The organism is Streptomyces sp. NPDC049040 (genome assembly GCF_043197715.1).
In the GTDB taxonomy this organism is placed as follows: Bacteria; Actinomycetota; Actinomycetes; order Streptomycetales; family Streptomycetaceae; genus Actinacidiphila.
This window is the reverse complement of sequence record NZ_JBICTO010000002.1, coordinates 940,163-962,006: the sequence shown is the minus strand read 5'-3', so window position 1 is coordinate 962,006 and position 21,844 is coordinate 940,163. Positions and strand designations below refer to the sequence as shown.

General features: G+C 72.5%; 19 protein-coding genes. 8 read left to right on the top strand and 11 right to left on the bottom strand.

Annotated elements, in window-relative coordinates:
* Positions 1 to 268: 268 nt before the first annotated feature.
* The 3 genes from hisB to hisD are packed head-to-tail and all read right to left on the bottom strand — an operon-like array spanning position 269 to position 3,287.
* A complete protein-coding gene (hisB, locus tag ACGFMP_RS09140; RefSeq protein ID WP_093714498.1) occupies positions 269 to 862 on the bottom strand; it encodes an imidazoleglycerol-phosphate dehydratase HisB in 594 nt (197 codons plus the stop codon).
* A complete protein-coding gene (locus tag ACGFMP_RS09135) occupies positions 859 to 1,980 on the bottom strand; it encodes a histidinol-phosphate transaminase (protein WP_393671280.1) in 1,122 nt (373 codons plus the stop codon). Before ACGFMP_RS09135 ends, hisB begins: the two co-directional genes overlap by 4 nt.
* Positions 1,977 to 3,287: a histidinol dehydrogenase gene (gene hisD, locus ACGFMP_RS09130; protein ID WP_393671279.1), complete on the bottom strand. Its 1,311-nt coding sequence runs from the start codon at positions 3,285 to 3,287 to the stop codon at positions 1,977 to 1,979. Before hisD ends, ACGFMP_RS09135 begins: the two co-directional genes overlap by 4 nt.
* Before the next feature lie 115 nt (positions 3,288 to 3,402).
* Between hisD and ACGFMP_RS09125 the strand changes: the two genes are divergently transcribed.
* The 3 genes from ACGFMP_RS09125 to ybaK all read left to right on the top strand — a co-directional run bounded on the left by ACGFMP_RS09125 (position 3,403) and on the right by ybaK (position 6,327).
* Positions 3,403 to 5,007 carry an oxidoreductase gene (locus tag ACGFMP_RS09125; protein ID WP_393671386.1) on the top strand — a complete coding sequence of 535 codons (1,605 nt, stop codon included), beginning with the start codon at positions 3,403 to 3,405 and terminating at the stop codon, positions 5,005 to 5,007.
* A gap of 95 nt (positions 5,008 to 5,102) precedes the next feature.
* Complete coding sequence (locus ACGFMP_RS09120; RefSeq protein ID WP_393671277.1) at positions 5,103 to 5,822, top strand: LON peptidase substrate-binding domain-containing protein; 720 nt, start codon at positions 5,103 to 5,105, stop codon at positions 5,820 to 5,822.
* A gap of 1 nt (position 5,823) precedes the next feature.
* A complete protein-coding gene (gene ybaK / locus ACGFMP_RS09115) occupies positions 5,824 to 6,327 on the top strand; it encodes a Cys-tRNA(Pro) deacylase (protein WP_393671275.1) in 504 nt (167 codons plus the stop codon).
* A 234-nt stretch (positions 6,328 to 6,561) separates the two neighbouring features.
* Here ybaK and ACGFMP_RS09110 read toward each other — a convergent pair whose 3' ends face one another.
* The 4 genes from ACGFMP_RS09110 to ACGFMP_RS09095 form a co-directional block, all read right to left on the bottom strand.
* Entirely contained in the window at positions 6,562 to 7,251 is a 690-nt protein-coding gene (locus tag ACGFMP_RS09110) for a hypothetical protein (protein WP_393671274.1), read from the bottom strand.
* A gap of 34 nt (positions 7,252 to 7,285) precedes the next feature.
* Positions 7,286 to 8,122, bottom strand: coding sequence for an ABC transporter permease (locus ACGFMP_RS09105; RefSeq protein WP_393671272.1), 837 nt, complete (start codon positions 8,120 to 8,122; stop codon positions 7,286 to 7,288).
* Between the two features lie 166 nt (positions 8,123 to 8,288).
* Positions 8,289 to 9,341, bottom strand: coding sequence for an ABC transporter ATP-binding protein (locus tag ACGFMP_RS09100; protein ID WP_393671271.1), 1,053 nt, complete (start codon positions 9,339 to 9,341; stop codon positions 8,289 to 8,291).
* A 128-nt stretch (positions 9,342 to 9,469) separates the two neighbouring features.
* On the bottom strand, positions 9,470 to 10,729 hold the full coding sequence (locus ACGFMP_RS09095) for an NYN domain-containing protein (protein ID WP_393671270.1): 1,260 nt from the start codon (positions 10,727 to 10,729) through the stop codon (positions 9,470 to 9,472).
* A gap of 271 nt (positions 10,730 to 11,000) precedes the next feature.
* On the opposite strand from ACGFMP_RS09095, the gene ACGFMP_RS09090 reads away from it, so the two are divergent.
* Positions 11,001 to 11,183, top strand: a complete 183-nt coding sequence (locus ACGFMP_RS09090) for a hypothetical protein (RefSeq protein WP_393671269.1) — start codon at positions 11,001 to 11,003, stop codon at positions 11,181 to 11,183.
* A 102-nt stretch (positions 11,184 to 11,285) separates the two neighbouring features.
* On the opposite strand, the gene dnaE is transcribed toward ACGFMP_RS09090, so the two are convergent.
* A complete protein-coding gene (dnaE, locus tag ACGFMP_RS09085; protein WP_393671267.1) occupies positions 11,286 to 14,840 on the bottom strand; it encodes a DNA polymerase III subunit alpha in 3,555 nt (1,184 codons plus the stop codon).
* A 163-nt stretch (positions 14,841 to 15,003) separates the two neighbouring features.
* Between dnaE and ACGFMP_RS09080 the strand changes: the two genes are divergently transcribed.
* The 3 genes from ACGFMP_RS09080 to ACGFMP_RS09070 all read left to right on the top strand — a co-directional run bounded on the left by ACGFMP_RS09080 (position 15,004) and on the right by ACGFMP_RS09070 (position 17,961).
* Positions 15,004 to 16,320: a DUF2252 domain-containing protein gene (locus tag ACGFMP_RS09080; RefSeq protein ID WP_393671266.1), complete on the top strand. Its 1,317-nt coding sequence runs from the start codon at positions 15,004 to 15,006 to the stop codon at positions 16,318 to 16,320.
* 81 nt (positions 16,321 to 16,401) lie between these two features.
* The gene (locus tag ACGFMP_RS09075) at positions 16,402 to 17,097 is read left to right on the top strand and encodes a hypothetical protein (RefSeq protein WP_393671385.1); all 696 of its coding nucleotides are present in this window, start codon (positions 16,402 to 16,404) and stop codon (positions 17,095 to 17,097) included.
* Positions 17,098 to 17,151: 54 nt separating this feature from the next.
* On the top strand, positions 17,152 to 17,961 hold the full coding sequence (locus tag ACGFMP_RS09070) for a thioredoxin domain-containing protein (RefSeq protein WP_393671265.1): 810 nt from the start codon (positions 17,152 to 17,154) through the stop codon (positions 17,959 to 17,961).
* A gap of 43 nt (positions 17,962 to 18,004) precedes the next feature.
* Here ACGFMP_RS09070 and ACGFMP_RS09065 read toward each other — a convergent pair whose 3' ends face one another.
* Positions 18,005 to 18,613 (bottom strand): dienelactone hydrolase family protein, encoded by a 609-nt coding sequence (locus ACGFMP_RS09065; protein WP_393671263.1) that lies wholly within the window; start codon positions 18,611 to 18,613, stop codon positions 18,005 to 18,007.
* A 27-nt stretch (positions 18,614 to 18,640) separates the two neighbouring features.
* On the opposite strand from ACGFMP_RS09065, the gene ACGFMP_RS09060 reads away from it, so the two are divergent.
* Positions 18,641 to 19,678 carry a mechanosensitive ion channel family protein gene (locus ACGFMP_RS09060; protein WP_393671384.1) on the top strand — a complete coding sequence of 346 codons (1,038 nt, stop codon included), beginning with the start codon at positions 18,641 to 18,643 and terminating at the stop codon, positions 19,676 to 19,678.
* Positions 19,679 to 19,696: 18 nt separating this feature from the next.
* On the opposite strand, the gene ACGFMP_RS09055 is transcribed toward ACGFMP_RS09060, so the two are convergent.
* Together ACGFMP_RS09055 and ACGFMP_RS09050 are read right to left on the bottom strand one after the other, a co-directional pair.
* Complete coding sequence (locus ACGFMP_RS09055; protein ID WP_393671262.1) at positions 19,697 to 21,286, bottom strand: Na+/H+ antiporter; 1,590 nt, start codon at positions 21,284 to 21,286, stop codon at positions 19,697 to 19,699.
* A 96-nt stretch (positions 21,287 to 21,382) separates the two neighbouring features.
* On the bottom strand, positions 21,383 to 21,796 hold the full coding sequence (locus ACGFMP_RS09050; RefSeq protein WP_393671383.1) for a GNAT family N-acetyltransferase: 414 nt from the start codon (positions 21,794 to 21,796) through the stop codon (positions 21,383 to 21,385).
* Positions 21,797 to 21,844: the final 48 nt, after the last annotated feature.

Here is a 21,844-nt window from a genome sequence, read left to right as displayed (position 1 = left end):
CTCACAGCATTTTTCCGTTCGCTTCTCCGCCCGCGCGGCGACAGCCCGCGTCGAACCCTGACTGCGGCCGAGTGGCCTTGCGTGCGTCGCTCACAGCATTTTCCCGTTCGCTTCTCCGCCCGCGCGGCGACAGCCCGCGTCGAACCCTGGCTGCGGCCGAGTGGCCTTGCGTGCGTCGCTCACAGCATTTTTCCGTTCGCTTCTCCGCCCGCGCGGCGACAGCCCGCGTCGAACCCTGACTGCGGCCGAGTGGCCTTGCGTGCGTCGCTCACAGCGCGCCCTTCGTCGACGGCAGAATCCCGGCGGCGCGCGGGTCGCGCTCGCTGGCGTAGCGCAGGGCCCTGGCGAGGGCCTTGAACTGGCACTCCACGATGTGGTGCGCGTTGCGCCCGTACGGGACGTGCACGTGCAGGGCGATCTGGGCCTGGGCGACGAAGGACTCCAGGATGTGCCGGGTCATCGTGGTGTCGTACGAGCCGATCATCGGCGCCATGTTCTCCGGCTCGGTGTGCACCAGGTAGGGGCGGCCCGAGAGGTCCACGGTGACCTGGGCGAGCGACTCGTCCAGCGGCACCGTGCAGTTGCCGAAGCGGTAGATGCCGACCTTGTCGCCGAGCGCCTGCTTGAAGGCGGCGCCCAGGGCGAGCGCGGTGTCCTCGATCGTGTGGTGGGTGTCGATGTGGAGGTCGCCCTCGGTCTTCACCGACAGGTCGAAGAGCCCGTGCCTGCCGAGCTGGTCGAGCATGTGGTCGTAGAAGCCGACGCCCGTGGACACGGCCACCTGCCCGGTGCCGTCGAGGTCGATCTCGACGACCACCGAGGTCTCCTTGGTGGTGCGCTCGACGCGGCCCACGCGGGTCATACCTGCTCCTCCGTAGTGCTGTGCTCCTTGAAGACCGCTCGCGCCGCGTCCAGGAACGCGTCGTTCTCGGCGGGGGTGCCGACCGAGACCCGCAGCCAGCCCGGCACGCCGTTGTCGCGTACCAGGACGCCGTGTGCGAGCACCGCCTCCCAGGCGGTGTGGCTGTCGGCGAACCGGCCGAACTGCACGAAGTTGCCGTCCGAGTCGACCACCTCGTAGCCGGTCGCCCGCAACTCGCGGACCAGCCGGTCGCGTTCCGCCTTGAGCTGGTCGACGTAGCCGAGCAGCGTGTCGGTGAACTCGAGCGCGGCCAGCGCCGTCGCCTGGGTGACCGCGGACAGGTGGTAGGGCAGCCGGACGATCTGCACGGCGTCCACCACCGCGGGGTCCGCGGCCAGGTAGCCGAGCCGCAGCCCTGCCGCGCCGAAGGCCTTGGACATGGTGCGGGTCAGCACCAGGTTGGGCCGGCCCTCGATCAGCGGCAGCAGCGACGCCTGGTGCGAGAACTCCCCGTAGGCCTCGTCCACCACGACCAGCGAGGGCCGGGCGGCCTGTGCGGCCTCGTACAGCGCGAGGACCGTCTCGGCGGCCACCGCGGTACCCGTCGGGTTGTTGGGCGAGCAGACGAACACCACCTCGGGGCGGCGCTCGGCGATCTCCCGCTCGGCGGCGGCCACGTCGATGGTGAAGTCCGCGTTGCGCGGCCCGGAGATCCAGCCGGTGCCGGTGCCGCGGGAGATCAGCGCGTGCATCGAGTACGACGGCTCGAAGCCGATCGCGTTGCGGCCGGGGCCGCCGAAGGTCTGCAGCAGCTGCTGGATGATCTCGTTGGACCCGTTCGCCGCCCACACCTGGGCCAGGCCGACCGGGTGGCCCGCGGTCCTGGTCAGATACGCCGCGAGCGCGGTGCGCAGCTCGACCGCGTCCCGGTCCGGGTAGCGGTTGAGCCCGCGGGCGGCTTCGGCGACCCGCTCGGCGATCCTGGCGACCAGGGCCTCGGGCAGCGGGTACGGGTTCTCGTTGGTGTTCAGCCGCACCGCCACGTCGAGCTGCGGGGCGCCGTAGGGCGACTGGCCGCGCAGCTCGTCCCTGATGGGCAGGTCCTCGATGCGGGTCACGCCGTCCCTCCGAACCGGGCGCGTACGGCTTCACCGTGCGCCGGCAGGTCCTCGGCGTTCGCCAGGGTCACCACGTGGCCGGCGACGTCGGCCAGGGCGTCGCGCGAGTAGTCCACCACGTGGATGCCGCGCAGGAAGGACTGCACGGAAAGGCCGGAGGAGTGGCAGGCGCAGCCGCCGGTGGGGAGCACGTGGTTGGACCCGGCGCAGTAGTCGCCGAGCGAGACCGGGGCGTAGGGGCCGACGAAGACCGCGCCCGCGTTGCGCACCCGGGCGGCGACCTCGGCCGCGTCCCTGGTCTGGATCTCCAGGTGCTCGGCGGCGTAGGCGTCCACCACCGCGAGTCCCTGGTCGAGGGTGTCGGTCAGCACCGTCGCCGACTGCCGTCCTGACAGGGCGGCGATGATCCGCTCGCGGTGCTTGGCGGCGGCGACCTGGACCTCCAGCTCCTTGTCGACCGCGTCGGCCAGCTCGGGCGAGGTGGTGACCAGCACCGCGGCGGCCAGCGTGTCGTGCTCGGCCTGGCTGATCAGGTCCGCGGCGACGAAGGCGGGGTCGGCCGAGTCGTCGGCGAGGATCGCGATCTCGGTGGGCCCGGCCTCGGCGTCGATGCCGACCCGGCCCTTGAGCAGCCGCTTGGCGGCGGCGACGTAGATGTTGCCCGGCCCTGTGACCAGGTTCACCGGGCGGCAGTCCTCGGTGCCGTACGCGAACATCGCGATCGCCTGGGCGCCGCCCGCCGCGTAGACCTCGGTCACTCCGAGCAGGGCGCACGCGGCGAGGATCGCGGGGGCGGGCAGGCCGCCGCTCGCCTTCTGGGCGGGCGAGGCCACCGCGATGCCCTCGACGCCGGCCTCCTGGGCGGGCACCACGTTCATCACAACGGAGGACGCGTAGGCGGCGAGCCCGCCGGGCACGTACAGCCCGACCCGCTCGACCGGCACCCAGCGCTCGGTGACCGTGCCGCCCGGCACCACCTGGGTGGTGACGTCGGTGCGGCGCTGCTCGCGGTGGACGATCCTGGCCCGCCGGACGGACTCCTCCAGGGCGGCCCTGACCGCGGGGTCCAGCTCGGCGAGCGCGGTGGCCAGCGCCTCCGCGGGCACCCGCAGCGAGGCCGGGCGCACCCCGTCGAAGCGCTCCCCGTGGTCGAGCACCGCCACCGAGCCCCGATGGCGGACGTCCTCGCAGATCGGCCGCACTGCCTCCAGGGCGGCCTCCACGTCGAAGTCGGCACGGGGCAGCAGGTCGCGGTCGATACCGCCCTCGGGGAAGGCGGCACCGCGCAGATCGATTCGGGAGATCACGGTGCCAAGTGTAGAGACCCGGGAATGCAGGACGTTCCCGAGTTCCACTCCGTGATACGTGGCCGTCGCACCGACCCGCTACGGTGTGCGGCGCGACGACGGGGAGGGGAATCGGGTGGCCGAGGCGGCAGGCGGGGCACCGCCGCAGGACTGGACGCCGGTCGAGCGGCGGATGTGGCAGGCATTCCGCGAGGGCCGGGTCTGCGATCTGCGCACCGGGCGCGGCGGCCCTGACGACCCCCCGCCGTGGCTCCGCCCGGGGACGGCCCCTGACGGGCCCGGCTGGGGCGCCGACCGTACGGTACGCGCCCAGGCCGTCGCCGAGCTGCTGCTCGACGGGCCGCCCGCGGTGCCGGGGCGGGTGACGGCGCTGAAACTCGCCGGGGTGCGGATCAGCGGGCGGCTGATGCTCGCCGGCGGCACGGTGACCCCGTACGTCCAGCTGGACGACTGCCTCCTCGACGAGCAGCTGATGCTCCAGGAGTGCCGGATCGGCAGCATGCGCCTGGTGCGCTGCCGCCTGCCCCGGCTCGAAGCCGCCCGCCTGCAGGTCGGCGGCGACCTGCACCTGCCGCAGTGCCTGATCACCGGGGGCGTCCGGCTCTCCGACGCGCACATAGGCACCGACCTGCTGCTCAACCAGCTCACCGTGCGCCGCGGCCGTGCGGCGCAGGCCATCGCCGCGGACGGGCTGACCGTCGGCCAGGACGTGGACGCCGAACTCATCGACATCAGCGGGGAGTTCAGTCTGCGCAGCGCCCGGATCGGCGGCCGGCTCAGCCTGCGCGGTGCCACCCTGCGCAATCCCGCAGGCAGGCAGGCGCTCAACGCCGCCCGCATCGCCGTCGAGCACACCCTCTACCTGTCCGGCGGCTGGAACGCCAGGGGCGGTGGCGGCAGCTCGACGCCGCCCGAGGGGGTCAGCGTGCGGGACTTCACCTGCCATGGCGGGCTGCGGCTCGACGACGGGCGGTTCGGCAACGCGGTGATCATCAGCCGGGCGCGCTTCGAGCTGGACGGCGAACAGCAGGTGTCGCTGCGGCGGATACAGACCCCGGAATTGTGCTTCACCCTGCCGCGCGCTCCTGAGGGCGTGGTCGTGCTGTCGGGGGCCAGGGTCGGCAAACTCACCGACGCGCGGGGCGCCTGGCCCGCGCCCGGCCGGCTGCGGATGACCGGCTTCGGCTACGACACGCTCACCCCGCTCGCCGAGTTCCCGCTGCGCGACCGGCTCGCCTGGCTGCAGGCGGCCACCCCGGAATTCCGGCCGGAACCCTACGAACGGCTGGCGGCGGCGCTGCGGGCCGCCGGGGAGGACGCCGAGGCGCGCGAGGTGCTGCTCGCCAGACAGCGGCGGCGCCGGGAGACCCTGCCGCCGGCCGGGCGGGTGTGGGGCTGGCTCCAGGACATCACCGTCGGTTACGGCTACCGGCCCGGCCGGGCCGCGGTCTGGATGGCGGTGCTGTGGGCGATGGGGGCGACGTACTTCGCGCTGCACCACGTGCCCGCGGCGGCGGACCCGGGGGGTTACCGGCCGCACTGGAGTCCCGCGCTCTACGCCCTGGACCTGCTGCTGCCCGTCATCGACCTGGGCCAGGACAACGCGTGGCGCGAAGTCGGGCTCGCGCAGTGGGTGGCCTCGCTGCTGACCCTGCTCGGGTGGATGCTCGCCACCACGGCCGCGGCCGGGGCCAGCCGGCTCCTGCGCCGCGGCTCGTAGGGTCCGCCGTTCGCGGTGCGTCCTCGTCCTCGACAGGCCCTGGCCGGGGGAAAGGGGCGGACCGGGCGGGAGGGGAGGCCGTACCCTGGCTGACTGTGACCGATCGGATTCCGCTCTTCCCCCTGGGTGCCACCCTCTTCCCCGGCCTCGTGCTCCCGCTGAACGTCTTCGAGGAGCGCTACCGCGCCCTGGTGGCCGATCTGCTCGCGCTGCCGGAGGACGCCCCGCGGCGGTTCGGCGTGGTCGCGATCAAGAACGGCCAGGAGGTGGCCCCCACGGGGCAGGAGGGCCGGGCACCGGGCCCGGCGGCGGGCCTGGGCGACGACCCGCTCGCCGCCCTGCACGGCGTCGGCTGCATCGCGGACGCCACCGGCATCGCCGAGGGCGAGGACGGCGGCTACGAACTGGTCGCCACCGGGCTGCTGCGCTTCAAACTGCTCTCGCTCGACGTCAGCGGCACGTACCTGACCGCCGAGATCGAGGAGATCCCTGAGGACCCGGGCGGCGGCGCGGGCGCCCTCGCCTCCGAGGTGACCCGGGTGTTCGGCACCTACCAGAAGCGGCTCGCGGGCGCTCGTGAGCGCACGCTGGCACCCGGCCAGGAATTCCCCGACGACCCGACCGTGCTGTCGTACCTGGTGGCCGCCGCGCTGATCGCCGAGACGCCGGTGAAGCAGGCGCTGCTCGAGGAGCCGGACAGCGCCGCGCGGCTGACCGCGGAGCTGCGGCTGCTGCGCCGCGAGACGGCCGTCATCGACAAGCTTCCTTCGCTGCCCGCGGTCGATCTGACCAGCCAGCCGATCAGCGCGAACTGACGTGGCCAGGAAGCGGGCCGGCGGGACCGGCGGCACACCGGCCACCGTCGCGCTGGAGAAGGCGGGCGTGCCCTTCGCCGTGCACGCCTACGAGCACGACCCGGCGTCCGGCCTCTCGTACGGCGACGAGGCCGCGGCGGCGCTCGGCACGAGCCCCGAGCGGGTGTTCAAGACGCTGGTGGCGGAGGTCGACGGCACGCTGACGGTCGCGGTCGTACCGGTCGCCGGCTCGCTCGACCTCAAGGCGCTGGCCGCCGCGGCGGGCGGCAAGCGGGCGGCTATGGCCGACCCGGCGGCGGCGGAGCGCAGCACCGGCTACGTGCTCGGCGGCATCTCTCCGCTGGGCCAGCGCAAGGCGCTGCCGACGGTCCTTGACGGCTCGGCCCTGGCGTTCGACACGGTCTTCGTCTCAGGGGGCAAGCGCGGCTTGGAGCTTGAGCTCTCGCCGGCCGACCTCCGGACCCTGACATCCGCGACGGCCGCCCCGATCGCCCGCACCGGCTGACCGGCGGGGACCCGCCGGTGGCGACGAGTGGGCGCTGCCGGAGCCCGCAGGGCCGCGAGGGCGTCCCGTACGGTGGCGGACCGGCCGCGCTGGGCGGCCGGGCTCCGGGGACAACGCGGGCCGCTCGCCCCTTCGGCAGGCGGACCCTGACGCCGGTGGCGGCGTGCCGGCCGCCCGGGTCGCCCACGGGGGACCGCCGTCGCGTGGCCGGGTCCGGGGGCAGCCGCAGGCCGGCTAGTCCTTCGCCGGGGGCTCCTGCGGGGGTGCCGCAGGCGGGTCGGGCGGGGCCGCCGGGGGGGTCCAGTAGGCCTCAGGCGGCTGGGCGGACTTGTCGCCGCCCTCCGGGTCGCGGGGGCCGAAGGCGGACGTCAGCGCCAGGTGGACGATCATCGCCGCGGCCGACCATGCCACCAGCGCGGACTTGGCCCGCAGTTCCAGCGGGGCGTCGAAGACGACCTTCGGGCCGACCGCGGTGGCGTGCGCCACGATGTCGGTGTCGGGGCCGAGTGCGATGCCGAGGCGCCAGCCGACGACGGAGGCCAGGAGGCCGCCCGCCGCGAGCCCGAGGACGGCGCCGACACCGCCGCGCCGGTAGCGCCAGAAGACCGCGGCCGCGGTCAGCACGCCGAGCCCGGCCGCGATGAGCGCGAAGACGCCGTCGCCGCCGATCGCCTCCTCGCCCTCGGTGTCCTTGAGGTAGACGGCCTTGCCGTCGGAGATCAGCGGCACCCTGGGCGAAAGCCACAGCCACAGCAGGCCGAGCGCGATCCCGCAGACGGTCACCAGCAGGGCCACAAGCGCGCCTCTGCGGACCTCGGCGAGCACCGTCTTCCTGCGGTCCTCGCCCCCTGGGCCGCCGGACCCCGACCCCGGATACGGGGGAAGGTCAGGTGAGTGGTCGTGGGGAGTCAGGGGTGCGGTCACCTGCCCATCGTGCCAGGTCCGGACGCGGGACGCCTCACCGGCAGGCAGCCCTGCGGTACGCCCAGGTGGCGACGGCCAGCGAGACGACGCCGACGGCGGCGCACACCGAGAGGTCGCCCAGCACCGCGGCCCAGTCCGTGCCCGCGCTGCCGCCCAGCGTGCGGGCGAAGGCCTCGACGCCGTAGGTGGAAGGCAGCAGGTCGCGGGCCCAGCGGATCGGCGAGGGCAGGTGCGAGGCGGGCAGCACGCCGAGCAGCAGGGCCGCGGACATGCCGAGCTGGCCGAAGAGCGTGGCGATCTCCTGCCGGGGCGCGAGCAGGCCGAGCGCCGCCCCCAGGCCGGACAGGGCGGCACCGGCCAGCGGGATCACCACGGCGAGCACCCACAGCGTGGTGAGCGTGAGGTGGAAGAGCACGCAGCCGACGACCGCGGTCAGCAGCGTGCCGGGCACGGTGAAGGACGCGTAGGCGCCCGCGGCGCCGAGGACGACGGCGGCGGGCGGCACCGGCAGGGTGGCGTAGTGGTCGAGGCCGCCGGAGGCCCGCAGCTGGCCGAAGTACTGCGCCAGCAGGTTGAGGGCCACGAAGGCCACCACGAGGACGCTGGAGCCTGCGACGACGGCCCGTGCGGCCTCGCCGTCCCCCGCGTCGACGACGCCGCGCATCATGACCATGATCCCGACGGACTGGAAGGTGGCGACGAACAGCAGCGGGATCCGTGCGACCCGGGCGCGGGAGAGCTGCGCCCGGTAGACGGCGGCGAAGGACGGCCACAGCCGCGCCCGCGGCGCGAGCGGCGCCGCTTCACCCGCGGCCGCACCCCCGACGGCGGCCCTGCCCTGTCCTGGGCCGGCCTGTGCGATGACGGTCATGGACGGCCTCCCGGCCTCGATGCGAACCGGGCAGCGGCTTCCGGCGCACCGGCGCAGCCCGAGCGCCCGCGCACCGCCGCACACCGGCGGCCTGCCGCGGCGCAGGCACCCGCGCGGCGGCAGCGCAGCGGGGCGCGGCGCAGGGCCGCCGGGTGGCGGGGCGCGTTCACGACTTCACCAGGCCCTTGGCGCGGCCGCCCAGCGCCAGGTAGACGTCCTCCAGGCTGGGGGTGGCCAGCGTGAAGTCGTCCAGGGCCGCGTAGGCGGGGCCGCCGGTGAGCCCGGCGACGGTGGTGCGGGCGCGGTCGTGCGGGAGGCGCAGGGTCCAGCGGCGGCCGGAGATGTCGGCCAGCGGGCGGAGCGCGGCGATCTCCGGCAGGTCGAGCGGCGGCTCGGTGCGCCACACCAGGTCGAGGCGCACCTCGTCGGCGACCAGGGCGCGCAGCCCCGCAGGGGTGTCGCAGGCGATCACCCGGCCGTGGTCGAGTACGGCGACCCGGTCCAGGACCGTCTCGGCCTCGATGACGTTGTGGGTGACCAGCAGCACCGTGGCGCCGTTCTCCGTCCTGCGCCGGCCGAGCGCGGCCCACACCGCCCGGCGGGCGACCGGGTCCATGCCGGTGGTGGGCTCGTCCAGGACGAGTATCGGCCGCTCGCCGACCAGGGCCGCGGCGAAGCAGGCCAGCCGGCGCTGGCCGCCGGAGAGCCGCTTGATCGGGCGGGAGGCGATCGGGCCGAGTTCGAGTTCGTCCAGGACCGCGTCCCTTGCGGCGCGGGCGGCGGCCGCGTCCAGGCCGCGCAGCCGCCCGGTGGTCTCTGCGGCGAGCGAGACGGTCAGCTCGTCGAGCGCGGTGGACTCCTGGCCGAGGTAGCCGATCAGCCGGGCGGCCCGGTCGGGGTGCCGTACGAGGTCGTGGCCGAGCAGGTCGATGCTGCCGGCGTCCGGCCGCAGCAGGCCGGTGAGCTGGCGGACCAGGGTGGTCTTGCCTGCTCCGTTGGGCCCGAGGATGCCGAACATCTCGCCGCGCCGCACGTCCAGGTCGATGCCGTCGCTCGCGCGGACGACGGCGGGCCCGGTTCCGGGGGTGCGGCGGCGCAGCCCCGCGCGGCGCACGCCGGAACCCGCCGGGTACGTCCTGATCAGTCCGCGCACGGTGCACACCGTGTCGCGGGCCGCGGCGACCGCCGGGGGCGCCTTGTCCTCCGTGCCCGTATTCACGAGGATCGAGACTACGCGGCGCGGACGGCTTGTGGCGCAAGGGGGGTTGTGCGAACGGGCCGCCGCACGGCTTTTCCCCCGGTGGCCCCCTGGGCCGGCCGGCTCTGTCCCCATGGCGGCCCCCCGGGTCAGTCGCTGCCCTGGCCGTGCTCGACGCCGGTGCGGGTGTCGACCTCGCGCCAGAATCCGGCCCTGATCGCGTACCGGTCGTGCTCGTCGATCTGGTCGTCCTTGTGGGCGAGCAGCCCGAAGCGGGCGGCGTACCGCAGCAGCTCGCCGTCGATCCGGTGCGGGACCCGGGGGTAGTGGGTGGACAGCTGCTGGAGCTGGCCGGAGTCGGCGAGGCGGGCGGTCCAGCGCCGGGCGAAGACCTGCCCGACCTCGTACGGGTCGCCGCTGACCGCGGTGATGTCGGCCTCCCGGTCGGCCCAGCGCTGCTCGGCGGTGGTCAGCTGGGCCAGGGTGGGCAGGCCGCTGGTGTCGGGAACGTCGGGGCCCGCGCCCCGGTCGGTCCAGCCCTTCTCGGACGACCAGCGCAGGGTGGCGCTGGGCGCGGGGTGCGGGGCGGGCGGTGCGGGGTGCGGCTTGCCGAGGCCGGCCAGGTCCTTGGGGGTGGGGACGACCTTGCCGCCGGGCCCCGCGGACTCGGCGTCCGCGGGCTCGGCCCGGGGGGCCGGTGCGGTGCCGTTCTCCGCCGGGTCCGGCTGGTGGGCGGGGTGCGCCGGGTGCCCCTCCTGCGGGGGCGCCCCCGCGGCGGACTCGGGCAGGGGCGCGGACAGGATCGCGGCGATCTCGGGGCCGATGTCGGGCCGGGTGCTGACGGTGGGCGCGCAGATCCCGTCCCTGGCCCTGATCGCGGCGGTGATCCACTCCCGGTCGAGGACCCGGCGCTCGTCGGCCTCGGCGACCAGGTCCTCCGACTGGTTGTAGTCGCCGTCCGCGGCCTGTACGGCCCACAGGTGGACGGCGACGCCGTGCTCCTTGGCGGACATCATGCCGGGCAGCAGGTCGCCGTCGCCGGTGACCAGGACGATGTCGGAGCAGGCGCGGTTGCGGGCCAGCTCCGACAGTTCGGCGTGCATGGCGGCGTCGACGCCCTTCTGCGCCCACCGGCCGTCCGTCCGGGTGAGCGCGCCGAGCCGTACGGTCACCCGGGGCATCACCCGCAGCCTGCGGTGTTCGGGTTGCGGAACCCGGTCGGGTGCGCCGTCGAACCAGTAGATCCGCAGCAGCGGCTGCCCGGTCTCGCGTTCGGCCCTTTCCCGCAGGCCAGCCACGACGGCGGCATGATCGACGATGATCCGGGAACGCGAGGGCTCACCGGCCAGAAGGCTTGCTGCTGCGCCCAGTAGGTATCCGGCGTCCACCAGGACGACGCAGCGGTCCATATCGCACCTCTTCCGGTCGCCCCCTCGGCCCTGAATCCCCCCAGGTTTCCCCGAGTCTGCCCGAATGCCGGGGCGTTATGAGCTCGAACACGATCTTCGGCGTGGCGGTCGGTCGTTTTACGTCACACCTACCCCACCAACTGCCCGAAATGCGCGCTTCGTACTCCCGTGCAAATCTGATGGCGGCCGCTCGGCCACGAGCCCACGGGGCGCCAAGCCCGCAGGGCGGCAGGCCGTTCGGCCGACATCCCCTCATCAGGAAGGCACGAAAGTGGCTAAGAACCGGAACCAGAACACGAACCAGAACCGCCGGCCCGAGCAGGGCCAGGACCAGCGTCGCAACTCCGGCTCGGAGGCTCAGGACCAGGACAGGAGCCACCAGGCGGAAGAGCGTGCGATGCCCGCGGGCTCGCCGGTCTCGCACAAGCAGCAGAAGCGGTTCGGCCACAACTGAACGTGCCACAGCTGCGGTTGTGAATGAGCGGGGGTGCCCCTTCGGGGGCGCCCCCGCGCCCGTTGTCCGCGGTGGCGGGGACCGGGCCCGGCCGCCGCCGGGTCAGCCCGCCTGCTGGCCGGCGCCCAGGCAGGCCGGCCCGAGCAGTGCCTTGAGGTCGCCGAACAGCGAGGGGTCCGCGGTCACCCGGTGCCGGTCGAGCCGCAGCACCGTGGTGGACCTGGCACCCTGGAGCCGCACCCTGACCTCGGTGTTGCCCTTGTGGCTGGCCAGCACCTCGCCGAGCCTGGCCACCAGCGGCGGGGTGACCTTGACCGTCGGGATGGAGATGCTCACCGGCGCGTTGGTGCCGACGTCGGTCAGGTCGGGGACCATCAGCTCCATGGCGACCAGCCGCGGGATGTCCTCGCGCTTGTCGAGCCGCCCCTTGACGAAGACCACGGCGTCCTCGGTCAGTTGGGTGGAGACCAGCTGGTAGGTGGCGGGGAAGAACATGCAGTCCACCGAGCCCGCCAGGTCCTCGACGGTGGCGATCGCCCAGGCGTTGCCCTGCTTGGTCATCTTGCGCTGCAGCCCGGAGATGATGCCGCCGATGGTGACGATCGCCCCGTCCTGGTAGTCGCCGGCGAGCGCGGCGATGGCGGCGTCGGTCTTGTCGCCGAGGATGTGCTCGATGCCGAACAGCGGGTGGTCGGACACGTAGAGCCCGAGCATTTCCCGCTCCTGCGCGAGCAGATAGGTCTTGTCCCACTCGATGTCGGAGAAGACCACGTCCATGCCGAAGGAGGGCCCGTCGTCGCCGTCGCCCTCGCCCATGCCGCCGAAGAGGTCGAACTGGCCCTCGGCCTCCTTGCGCTTGACCTGCACCACGTTGTCGATCATCGACTCGAAGTGCTCGGTCAGGCCGCGCCTGGTGTGCTGCATGGTGTCGAAGGCGCCGGCCTTGATCAGCGACTCGACCGTCCGCTTGTTGCAGACCACCACCTCGACCTTGTCGAGGAAGTCCGGGAAGTCGGCGTAGCGGCCCTTGGACTTGCGGCACTTGACGACGGACTCCACCACGTTCTGCCCGACGTTGCGGACCGCGGTCAGGCCGAAGACGATCGTGTCGTCGCCGCGCGGGGTGAAGTTGGCGTTGGACTCGTTCACATCCGGCGGCAGCACCTTGATGCCCATCCGGCGGCACTCGTTGAGGTAGAGCGCCATCTTGTCCTTGTCGTCCTTGACCGACGTCAGCAGGCCCGCCATGTATTCGGCCGGATAGTTCGCCTTGAGATACGCCGTCCAGTAGGACACCAGGCCGTACGCGGCGGAGTGCGCCTTGTTGAAGGCGTATCCGGCGAAGGGCACCAGCACGTCCCAGACCGCCTGGATGGCCTGGTCGGAGTAGCCGCGCTCGCGCATGCCGCCCTGGAAGGGGATGAACTCCTTGTCCAGGACCTCCTTCTTCTTCTTGCCCATCGCCCGGCGCAGCAGGTCGGCCTGGCCCAGCGAGTACCCGGCGAGCACCTGGGCGGCCTTCTGCACCTGCTCCTGGTAGACGATCAGGCCGTAGGTGACTTCGAGCACCTCGCGGAGCGGTTCTTCCAGCTCCTTGTGGATCGGGGTGATCTCCTGCTGCTTGTTCTTGCGCAGGGCGTAGTTGATGTGCGAATTCATGCCCATCGGGCCCGGCCGGTAGAGGGCCGAGACGGCGGAGATGTCCTCGAAGTTGTCGGGCTTCATCATCCGCAGCAGGGCCCGCATGGGCCCGCCGTCGAACTGGAAGACGCCCAGGGTGTCGCCGCGGCCGAGCAGCGCGTAGGTGTTCGGGTCGTCGAGCGGCAGCGAGAGCAGGTCGATGTCGACGCCCTTGTTCGCCTTGATCGACTTGACCGCGTCATCCATGATCGTCAGGTTGCGCAGGCCGAGGAAGTCCATCTTCAGCAGGCCGAGCGACTCGCAGCTCGGGTAGTCCCACTGGGTCACGACGGCGCCGTCGTTCTTCGGCGAGAAGATCGGCACGTGGTCGATCAGCGGCTCGGCGGACATGATCACACCGGCGGCGTGCACGCCCATCTGCCGGACCAGGCCCTCGATGCCCTTCGCCGAATCGATCACCTTGGTGACGTCCGGCTCGTTCTCGTACATCGCCCGGACCTCGCCCGCCTCGCTGTAGCGGGGGTGGTCCTTGTCGGTGATGCCGGACAGCGGGATGCCCTTGCCGAGGACGTCGGCGGGCATGGCCTTGGTGATCCGGTCGCCCATCGAGAACGGATACCCCAGCACCCGGGCCGAGTCCTTGATCGCGGCCTTGGCCTTGATGGTGCCGTAGGTGGCGATCTGCGCGACCTTGTCGGAGCCGTACTTCTCCGTGACGTAGCGGATGACCTCGCCGCGCCTGCGCTCGTCGAAGTCGATGTCGACATCGGGCATGGACACGCGCTCGGGGTTCAGGAACCGCTCGAAGATCAGCCCGTGCGGGACCGGGTCGAGGTCGGTGATGCCCATGGCGTACGCGACGATCGAGCCGGCCGCGGAGCCGCGGCCGGGGCCGACCGCGATGCCGTTGTTCTTCGCCCACATGATGAAGTCCGCGACGACCAGGAAGTAGCCGGGGAAGCCCATCTGGACGATGGTGTCCATCTCGTAGTCGGCGAGCTTCTGCCGGTCCTCGGGGATCCCGCCGGGGAAGCGCCTGGCCATGCCGCGGGCGACCTCCTCGCGGAACCAGGTGACCTCGGTGTAGCCCTCGGGCACGTCGAACTTGGGCATCAGGTTCCTGAACTTGAACATGCCCTCGGTGTCGACCCGGTCGGCGATCAGCAGCTGGCTGTTGCGGCAGCCCTCCTGCCAGGCGTCGGAGGAGTCGATCGCGTACATCTCGGCGGCGGACTTGAGGTAGTAGCCGGAGCCGTCGAACTTGAAGCGGCCGGGGTCCGACATGTTCGAGCCGGTCTGGATGCACAGCAGGGTGTCGTGCGCCGACGACTCCCCCGCGTACGTGTAGTGCGAGTCGTTGGTGACCACGAACGGCGCCTGGAGCTTCTTGGCGATCTCCTCCAGGCCCTGGCGGGCCCGGCGGTCGATGTCGATGTCGTGGTCCATGATCTCGACGAAGAAGTTCTCCTTGCCGAAGATGTCCTGATACTCGCCCGCGGCCTTGATCGCCTCGTCCATCTGCCCCAGCCGGATCCGGGTGGAGACCTCGCCCGAGGGGCAGCCGGTGGTGCCCATCAGGCCCTCGGCGTACTCGCTGAGCAGCTCGCGGTCCATCCGGGGCTTGCGGAAGTAGCCCTCGAAGGAGGCGCGGGACTGGGCCCGGAAGAGGTTGTGCAGTCCGACGCTGTTGCGCGCCCAGATGGTCATGTGGGTGTACGCGCCCGCACCGGAGACGTCGTCGCCCTTCTGGTGCGGGGCGCCCCACTTGACCGGCTTGTTGTACCGCCGCGACTCGGGCGCCAGATACGCCTCGATGCCCATCACCGGGGTCACCCCGGCGGCCTGCGCCTGGTGGAAGAAGTCGTAGGCGCCGTGCAGGTTGCCGTGATCGGTGATGGCCACATGGCTCATCTCCATCTCGTTGCACGCCTTGAACATGTCCTTCAATCTCGCCGCTCCGTCCAGCAGCGAATACTGGGTGTGGACGTGCAGGTGAGTGAAGGGCTGGTCGGTCAAGGCGGCGACACCTCCGGCGAGAACGGGCCATCGGAACGGGTTGTCTGGCGGCGTCGGGAAGTCTACGACCCGGGTACGACACAGCGGGCCGCAACCCGGCGGCGGCCCGGCCGGTGGGCACCGGAAGGCAACCGTCCCGGCATCCGGCGTCGTCCCTCCTGTCGTGGCAGACATCACTTCGGGCGACGCCCCGCGCGGGCAGCACATCCTCTCCGTCTTCGGCACCGCGTTCGGCGAGCTGCTCGCCGCCGACCCGGCGGCCTTCCGGGTCAAGTTCCGGAAGATGGCGGCCTCGGCCTTCGCCTTCTACCGGGGCACCGCGTGCCTGTTCTACGCCGACCTGGACGGCGAGCAGCACGGGGGCCGCTATGTGACGGACCGCACCGGCAGGGTGTGGATCCACGGCGACCTGCACGCCGAGAACTTCGGCACCTACATGGCGGCCAACGGCCGGCTGGTCTTCAACGTCAACGACTTCGACGAGGCCTTCGTCGGCCCCTTCACCTGGGACCTCAAGCGCTTCGCCGCCTCGGTCGCGCTGCTGGGGTACGTCAAGGCGCTCGGCGACGACGTGATCAGCCACCTGGTGACGGTCTACGCCGCCGCCTACCGCGAGCGGATCCGGCTGCTGGCCAAGGGCGAGGCGGTGCCGCAGCTCACCCTCGACACCGCCCAGGGCCCGCTGCTCGACGCGCTGCGCAGCGCCCGCGCCAGGACCCGGGTGGGGCTGCTCGACTCGCTCACCGAGGTGCGCGACCACGACCGCCGCTTCACCGACGGCGGCGGGGCCGTCGGGCTGGACGCGGCCACCCGGGGCGCGGTGCTGACCGCCTTCGGCGCGTATGTGGAGTCGCTGCCCCCGGCCGGCCGGGCCCGGCAGGACAGCCTGCGGGTCAAGGACGTGGTGGGCCGCCGCGGGGTCGGCATCGGCAGCGCGGGCCTGCCGTCGTACAACCTGCTGCTCGAAGGCAACACCGACGCGCTGGAGAACGACGTCGTGATCTACATGAAGCAGGGCCAGACCCCCGCGGTGTCCCGGCACATCACCGACCCCGCGGTGCGCGGCTATTTCCTGCACGAGGGGCAGCGCACGGTCGTCTCGCAGCGGGCGCTCCAGGCGCACGCCGACCCGTGGCTGGGCTGGACCGAACTGGACGGCACGGGCCAGCTGGTCGCGGAGGTCTCGCCGTACGCGGTGGACCTGGACTGGTCGGACCTTGACGACCCCGCGCAGATCGAGGCGGTGGTCGCGGACCTGGGCCGGGCCACCGCGACCATGCACGCGGCCGCGGACGACGAGAGCGGGCACTCGCTGGTGCCCTTCTCCACCGAGGACGCCATCGACGAGGCGATCGGCGCGGACGAGGACGGCTTCGCGCCGATGCTGGTGGACTTCGCCCACTCCTACGGGGACCGGGTCCGGGCGGACCACCGGATCTTCGTGGACCTCTTCCGCAACGGCCGGATACCGGGCCTGTAGCGGCCCCGGGCGCCTCGCGTACCCCATCTGTTATCCGCTCTTAGGTCACACATACAGGTACGCGTGGCACACTCTGTCGCCATGGAGGCGATACGACCGCGGCTGAGGGCAGTACGTGCTGCCCTGTTCGCCGCGCTGTGCGTCACGCTCTCCTCGACCTCGCACGTCCTGATGGCCAAGGCCCCGCTTCCGCTGCCCGCGGTGGCCGGGGCCTTCGCCGCCGTCTTCACGCTGGTGTACCTGGCCACCGCCCGCCCCGAGTGCGGCTTCTGGACGCTCGCCGGGCTGATGGTGCCGCTCGAGCTGGCCGTGGACACCGTGCTGACCGCCGGGCAGCAGGCCTGCTACGGCCCTTCCGGTGGGCCGGTGACGGGCTCGTGGCGGTCGTTCAACGAGGCCTTCCTCTGCCACGGCGGCCACGTCGGCCCCTCGCCCGCCACCCCGCTCGCCGCGGTGCCGGGCGGTGCGCAGGCCGCCGCGCAGATGCAGTCCAGCGCCCTGCCGTGGCTGCTGCTCGCCGTGCACGTGTCCGTGGGGCTGCTGGCCGCCTGGTGGCTGCGGCGGGGCGAGGCCGCGCTGCACCGGGTGCTGCGCGCCGTGGCGCTCGCCGCCTTCCGGCCGCTGCTGTTCGCCGCCGCCGCGGTCCGCGGCGTGCCCGCCGCCGTGCCGTGCCGGGTGCGCCGCACCGCCCGCAGCTCCGCCGCGGGGGCGCCCGCCGCCCGCTGGCTGCACCATGCCGTCGTACGCCGTGGTCCGCCCGTCCCGGTCACCGCCTGACCGCGAGAACGGCACACCCCCCACACCCACCACGCGTATCCACGGAGAATCGTCATGAGCAACCGCAACAGCAAGGCCAGCAAGGAAGCCGCCCGCGAGCGGCTGCGCGCCCAGCGCGAGAAGGAGGCCAAGCGGGCCAAGGTCCGCCGGCAGCTGCTGGTCGGCGGCGGCGTCGTGGCCCTGCTGGCGATAGCCGGCGGCGTCGCCTTCGCCGTCAACGAGATGAACAAGCCCAGCTACTGGGCGGACGCCGCCAAGAACACCCTGGTCAAGCCGGCCAACACCTCCGGGGCCGACGGCACGACCATCATCGTCGGCGACCCGAAGAACAAGAACGTCGTCAAGGAGTACGAGGACCTGCGCTGCCCGATCTGCGCGGGCTACGAGCAGGCGGCCGGTGACGCGGTGCTCAAGGGCGCGCAGGACGGCAAGTACCAGATCGACTACACCTTCGCGACCTTCCTGGACGACGTCCAGGGCGGCTCGGGCTCCAAGAAGTCGCTCAGCGCGATGGGTGCCGCGCTGAACGTGTCCCTGGACGCCTTCGAGCAGTACCACAAGCTGCTCTACTCCAAGGACGTCCACCCCGAGGAGACCAAGGACGAGTTCAACAGCGCCGACAAGCTGATCTCGCTGGCGCAGAAGGTCCCGGCGCTCAAGGGGAACGCCAAGTTCTCCGACGCGGTCAAGAAGGGCACCTTCGACAAGTGGGCTCTGACCATGAGCCACAAGTACGAGACCTCGCCGCAGGACGTCGTCCAGGGCGGCACCCCGTACGTCCTGGTCAACGGGACCCAGGTGAAGGTGCCCGACCTGACCGCCGACCAGGTCATGACCGCCTTCGACGCGCAGCTCAAGAAGTAGCCGGCCGCAAGGCCGCGGCGGCGCGCGGGCTTCCTCCGGCGGGCTACAGCTCCCGGAGGAAGTCCAGCGCGACCGCCCAGGTGCGCTCCGCGGCCTCGGCGTCGTAGTCGGGCAGCTCGGAGTCGGTGTAGAGGTGGCCGGCGCCGCGGTAGCGGTGGACCTCCACGTCGGCGCCCGCCTTGCGCATCCGCAGGTACCAGGCGTTCAGCCAGTCGTCCGGCTCGAACGGGTCGGGGTCAGCGACATGCAGCTGCACCGGGATGTCGGTGGCCGCGTCGTCCGCGATGTCCGAGGTGCCGTGCAGGAGCAGCAGCCCGCGGGCCCGCTCGTCGCCGAGCGCCAGGTTCTGCGCGACCGAGCCGCCGAGCGAGAACCCCGCGTAGACCAGGCCCCGGTCGGACAGCGGCGCCGCCTCTGCCACCGCGCGGCGCAGCAGCTCGTCCTTGCCGATCTCGTCCTTGATCCGCATGCCCTCCTCCGCGTCGGTGGTGGTCCTGCCGCCGTAGAGGTCGGGCACGTGCACCTCGTGTCCCGCAGCCCGCAGCCGGTCGGCGGCGGCGTGCACCGCGGGCCGCAGCCCGTACATGGAATGGAACAGGACGATCGTCACAGGGTTTCCTTCGGCAGGTCGGGTACGCGTCCATGGTGCCATTTCGGACGACGGACCTGAGAGGTGACCATGGAAGGCGCGTTGCGGCCGGTACTGGTGGTGGGAGTGGCGCTCGCTCTCACCCTGGCAGTGGGCGCGGCCGTCGACAGATCCCTGCGCGCCGCGGACGCACGGCACCCTGAGACCCCCCTGTGGCACCTGCTGCGGCGCTGCCGGCTGCCCTTGCAGGTGGCGATCTGCACAGCGATCCTGCGCGGCGCCTACCGGGCCGCACACGTCGGCAGCGGGCACAGCGCGGCCGTCGGGCAGGCCCTCACCCTGGTGCTGATCGGCGCCACCGCCTGGCTGCTGGTCCGGGTCGCGACCGCCGTGACCGACTCCTCCTACGCGCGCTACGCCGCGGTCTCCCGGGATGTCGCGAAGATCCGCCGGCTGCGGACCCAGTCGGCACTGATCCAGCGGGTGTTCACCGCGATCGTCATGGTGATCGCGATCGCCTCGATGCTGTTCAGCTTCCCCGAGATGCGCACGGTCGGAGCGTCGATGCTGGCGTCCGCCGGCATCATCGGCATCGTCGCCGGTGTGGCCGCCCAGGCCACCCTCGGCAACCTCTTCGCAGGGCTGCAGATCGCCTTCGGCGACATGGTACGGATCGGCGACACGGTGGTGGTCGACGGCGAGTGGGGCACGGTCGAGGAGATCACGCTGACCTATCTGAGCGTCCGCACCTGGGACGAGCGCCGGATCACGATGCCGGTGTCGTACTTCACCAGCAAGCCCTTCGAGAACTGGTCGCGCGGCGACCCGCGGATGACCGGCACGGTGTACTTCCACCTGGACCACGCGGTACCGGTCGACGCGATGCGCAAGCGGCTCCACGAGGTGCTGGAGCAGACCAAGGAGTGGGACCGCAGGGCCTGGGGCCTGGTGGTCATCGACACCACCCCCACCACCGTGCAGCTCAGGGCCCTGGTCACCGCCAAGGACGCCGACGACATCTTCAACCTGCGCTGCCTGGTGCGCGAGCAGCTGATCGAGTGGCTCCGCCAGGAGCACCCTTACGCGCTGCCGCGGCTGAGCACCACGTCCGCGCCCGGCACCTCGTGACCGTGCGCACGCCGGCCGTCAGCCGCGCATCGAGCGCAGGTCGAGGTGCCGCAGCACCCGGTCGACGACCTCCGGGTCGTTGCCCGGCTCGCTGCGGGCAGCCAGCACCTCGTGCCGCGCGGCGGACATCATGTCGTCCTGGATCCTGCGCAGCGCCCTGCCCCGCTTGAGCCGGCGCGCGTGCGACTCGCGGCGCTCCTCGTCCACGATGTCAGGGGAGATGCGGACGCCGATGTCGAAGGCCCTGCGGTGCAGCATCTCCGACAGGTCCTCGTCGATCGGCTCGCTCCGCTCGATCTCCTTGAGCCTGCTGCGGGCCGCGGCCATCGCGCGCAGCGCCAGCTCGTGCTCCAGTTCGTGCTCCGCGTCGATGTCGCTGCTCACCCCGAGCCGCCGCACCAGCCAGGGCAGGGTGAGCCCCTGGACGACCAGGGTGGCCAGCACCACGGCGAAGGCGATGAAGAGCAGCTCGGCGCGGGCCGGGAAGGGGCCGTCGTGGTCGGTCTTCAGCGGGATGGCGAGCGCGAGCGCCACCGACGCCACCCCGCGCATCCCCGACCACCACATGATGACGGTCTCCTGCCAGGTCATCGGGATGTCCTCGTCCATGTCCCGCAGCTTGTGCAACTTCCTGGCGATCCACGCGGCGGGCAGCAGGTAGAGCAGCCGCACGCCGATCACCACGACCACGACGAGGGCGGCGTGCCGGGTCATCGGCCCCCACCCCGCGGCGCCGACGCTGAAGACGTGGTGCAGTTCGAGGCCGATCAGCCCGAAGGCGATCCCGGTGACCAGGGTGTCGACGATCTCCCAGAAGGTGGTGCCTGCCAGCCTCGCCGTCACGTCGTCGGCGGACAGGGCGTGTTCGGCCAGGAAAAGGGCGCTGGTCAGGACGCCGAGGACGCCGGATCCCGCGAACTCCTCCGCGAGGGCGTAGGAGGCGAAGGGCACCAGCAGCGACAGGCCGATCTGCAGCGTCGGGTCGCCGACCACCCCCATCAGCTTGTTGGCGCCCCAGCCGAGCACCAGGCCGACGACGACCGCGACCACCGCGGACAGCACCAGTTCCAGCACCGCGTGCGGCGCCGAGAAGTGGCCGGAGACCGCGGCGGCCACCGCCACGTGGTAGAGCACGATCGCCGTGACGTCGTTGAACAGGCCCTCGCCCTCCAGGATGGAGATCATCCGGCGCGGCAGCCCGAGGCTGCCCGCCACCGCGGTGGCCGCCACCGGGTCGGGCGGCGCGACCAGGGCGCCGAGGGTGAAGGCCGCGGCGAGGGTGATGCCGGGCACCACCGTGTCCACGACCGCGGCGACGGCCGCGGTGGTGACGAAGACCAAGGCCACCGCGAGCAGGAAGATCGCCCGCCGGTTGGCCGCGAACTGCCGCCAGGAGGTGCGCTGCACCGCGGCGTACAGCAGCGGCGGCAGGACCAGCGGCAGGATCAGGTCCGGGTCGATCTGGACGTTCGGGACCTGCGGGATCAGCGCGAGCACCCCGCCGAACAGCGTCATCAGCACCGGTGACGGCAGGCCCGTGCGGTCCCCGAGCGGCACCATCACGACGGCCGCGAGCATGAGCGAGAAGAACAGGGCAAGCTGATCCACGCCCGTCAGCGTGCCACGCGGCGCCGCCGCGGCCTCGGGGCGCGCCGCACCGCCCCCGGGGATCCCGGGCGCCGGGCGGGGCGCGCCACGGCGCCGCTACACCCGCCAGGTGCGGCGCATCGCCTGGTGGGCGATCCCGGCGTCCTGGAATTCCGGGCCGAACTCCTGGTAGCCGAGCTTGCGGTAGAAGCCGATGGCGTGGACCTGCGCCTCCAGGTAGACGCCGGCCAGGCCGAGCCTGGCGGCCTCGTCCTCCAGGGCGCGCACCAGCAGGGCGCCGAGTCCGGTGCCGCGGGCGGTCTTCAGGACGGCGAGCCTGCCGAGCACGGCGAGGTCCGGGTCACCGCCGTTCTTGGCCGCCGCGTCCGCGCCCACCAGCAGCCGGCCGGTGCCGCCCCCCGGGGCCAGCACGTGCACGGCCCTGCCGTCCTTGCCGTCCCACTCCAGGTCCTGCGGCACGTTCTGCTCCACCACGAAGACCTCGTGGCGGATCGCGTGCACCTCGTCCATGGCGTCGGTGTCGGCCGTGTCGACCACCCGCACGCCGGAGCCCTGGGC